This window comes from Azospirillum sp. B4, from assembly GCF_000333275.1.
Lineage (GTDB): Bacteria > Pseudomonadota > Alphaproteobacteria > Azospirillales > Azospirillaceae > Nitrospirillum.
Map to the genome: position 1 here is coordinate 1 of NZ_BACU01000492.1, position 2,815 is coordinate 2,815.

Sequence of the window (2,815 nt, forward strand, 5' to 3'; positions counted from 1 at the left end):
TCAGACTTCAGCCTGACCACCAGTGGGGCGGTCAACGCGACGATCAGCGCCATCAGTGGCAGCGGCAGCACCTATACGGTCACGGTATCGGGCGTCGCCGGGGTGGGCACGCTGCGCCTGGACCTCAAGGGCAACACCGACGTCAAGGATGGCAGCGGTACCGTCGCCAACGCCTATACCTCAGGTCCGACCCAGACGGTGAACCAGCCATACTTCGCCTGGACTGACACCACGACCAAACAGTCGTATGTCTCGACCAATGACGTCACCTATTCCGGGCCCGTCGACTATCTTAAAACGCAGCTGATCTGGAGCGGTAACGACAGCGTGTCACTGAAGGCGCTCAGCGCCAGCGCCTTCGTGAAGGGTGGTGACGGCGATGACGCCCTGGCCGTTACGGCCGGCAGCAATGTGCTGGACGGTGGCCGGGGGTCCAACTTCCTGGTCGGCAGCCTGGGCGAGGATGGCGGCATGGACACCTTTTTCATCGATGGGCGCGGCGGGCAGACCACCTGGGGGACGGTGGTGAATTTCCATGCCGGTGACGCCGTCACCATATGGGGCTACACCGCTGATTCCGTGACCTCCTGGATCGATAACGAAGGCGCGACCGGCTACGAGGGGGCCACGTTGCACTCCGCGCTTGCCGGCGCTGGCACGGCCGTCAACGCTTCCGTCACCTTTGCGGGCCTCAGCCTGGACGACATCAAGAACCACGTGACCCAGAGCGTGGGACAGGTGGGCGACGCCAGCTACCTCTACCTCAGCTACAGCGGCTGAAGACGGACTGTTCCGCAAAGCAAAAAGGGCGCCGGAAGGCGCCCTTTGTCGTTACCGTAACCTTGCGGGCTTCGGCCGGCTTACCAGCCGCCGAACAGCCAGGTCGTGGGAATGTGGTAGTACAGGGTCACGATCTCGGACCCGGGGTTCACATCGCCGATGCCGGCGTTGGAGATGTGGCCGAAGGACAGGCCCAGGCGGCTCTGATTCTCGAACTTGTACGAGATTTCGGCGGTGGAGCGGAACTCCACCCAGCTGCCCAGGTTCTTGCCGCTGCCGGTGCCGTAAACGCCGACGCCAAAGTTGGGCGTGAAGTCGAAGGAGCTGCCCAGCGGGATATCGAACAAGATGCCGCCGACGCCATAGGCGCCGCCTTGGCCGGTGAACTCACCACCCACCCAGGGGCTGATCCGTATCCAGCTGCTGGAGAAAAGCGAGGTGTTGGGGCGGTATTCGATGCGGTAGTCGGTCGTGTTGTGCTTCGGGCCCGTCCGCAGCACGTCATACTCGCCGATGCCGAGGCTGAGGAAGCTGGGGGTGTCCTCGGCGAAGGCCGGAGCTGCGGCTGACATCAGCCCCAACGCCAATACCGTGGACTTGAGAAGACGCCGCATCACGACCGCAATCCTTATTAAGAGTTTTCCGGATGATTCCCGAATAGGCCAAGCAACTCAATGACCAAAGCGGTCCCCGCTACCTTTTGCCTCGCATAGCCGCCAACTGTTGCGCATATGCGACAAGCGGGCGTCCAGGTCGGGGCCGTGACACGCGCAAGGCCATGTGCAAGATCCGAACGCCGCCTTATGCGGCTGGACCGGTTACAATTTCATGAAAAGGCGCCGCATGGGCGTATTGCCCAGCACGAATATGGTTTCGCGGATGCACAATTTCAGGGGCATAGGCCGCAAGGCAGGGGACGGCCTGTCCGCTTGTCCGGATGCCCAAAAAATGGGCTGCGCGACGCTCGACAGCTTGTCATAAAACGCCGTTAAAATAAGGACATGGATGTGTGTCCGGCGCCCGCGAACCCGTCCTTCATGGACCAGGCCGCCACGGTCGCCCTGCTGGGCGATCCGGCGACCCACCAGGGTTTGGCGGTGGAGCGAATCGATACCGACAGCGCCGTGATCTTCCTGGCCGGCGATCGCGCCTACAAGCTGCGCCGTGCGGTGCATTTCCCCCACCTCGACCTTTCCACGCCCGATCGCCGCCGCCGCGCGGCCCTGGCGGAGGTCGCCGTCAACCGGCGCACCGCGCCCGGCCTCTATGAAGGGGTGCTGGCGGTGCTGGCGGGTCCCCACGGTCGGCTGGTGCTGGCCCCAGCCAGCGCGGGCGTGGATGCCGGCGCCGTGGACTGGGTGGTGGTCATGCGCCGTTTCGCCGAGTCCGGCCTGTTCGACCGCCAGGCGGAGGCCGGCCTGCTCACCCGCGACGCCATGCGCGCCGTGGCCGACGCCGTGGCCGCCCTGCACGAGTTGGCCCAGGATGAGACGCCGCATTCCGCCGGCCATCCGCCGGGCGGAATGGACGCGGTGCGGGGTGCCGTGTCCGGCTGCCTGGGTGCCCTGCGCCAGCATCCGGACCTGTTCGACACCCCGGCGCTGGACAGGCTGGAGCGGGCCCTGATGGCAACCGCCGCCCGGCAGGAATGGCTGATCGAGCGCCGCCGCCGCTCAGGCTATGTCCGGCCCTGCCACGGCGACCTGCAACTGGGCAACATCTGCCAATGGGCTGGCCAGCCCACCCTGTTTGGCGCCGCCATCGTGCTGGATGGCGCCGGCGTTCTGGACGGCGCCGGACTGGGGGAAAGCGGCGGCCCTGTGGTCATCGACGTCTTCCATGATCTGGCCTTCCTGCTGATGGATTTGGAGCACCGGCGGCTGCGGCCCTTCGCCAACCTGGTGCTGAACCGTTATCTGGAACAGACGGGCGATTTCGCCGGTCTGGCCCTGCTGCCCCTGTTCATCAGCCTGTGCGCCGCCATCCGCGCCCACATGACGGGCAGCACGGCGGCGCGCCCGCCGGTGGGGGCGGG

At 65.7% G+C, this 2,815-nt stretch carries 1 protein-coding gene and 2 pseudogenes; 2 read left to right on the top strand and 1 reads right to left on the bottom strand.

The window, feature by feature from the left end; translation table 11 throughout:
• Positions 1 to 780 (top strand): annotated as a pseudogene (locus I55_RS37285) (hypothetical protein); the annotation flags it as partial.
• Between the two features lie 80 nt (positions 781 to 860).
• Here I55_RS37285 and I55_RS21475 read toward each other — a convergent pair.
• On the bottom strand, positions 861 to 1,394 hold the full coding sequence (locus I55_RS21475) for an acyloxyacyl hydrolase (RefSeq protein ID WP_044562644.1): 534 nt from the start codon (positions 1,392 to 1,394) through the stop codon (positions 861 to 863).
• A gap of 387 nt (positions 1,395 to 1,781) precedes the next feature.
• On the opposite strand from I55_RS21475, the pseudogene I55_RS21480 reads away from it, so the two are divergent.
• Positions 1,782 to 2,815, top strand: a pseudogene (locus I55_RS21480) (hypothetical protein); the annotation flags it as partial.

Bases quoted from the DNA above. Each gene is read 5' to 3' on its own strand.
- I55_RS21475 (WP_044562644.1), bottom strand. From the start codon at position 1,394: ATGCGGCGTCTTCTCAAGTCCACGGTATTGGCGTTGGGGCTGATGTCA.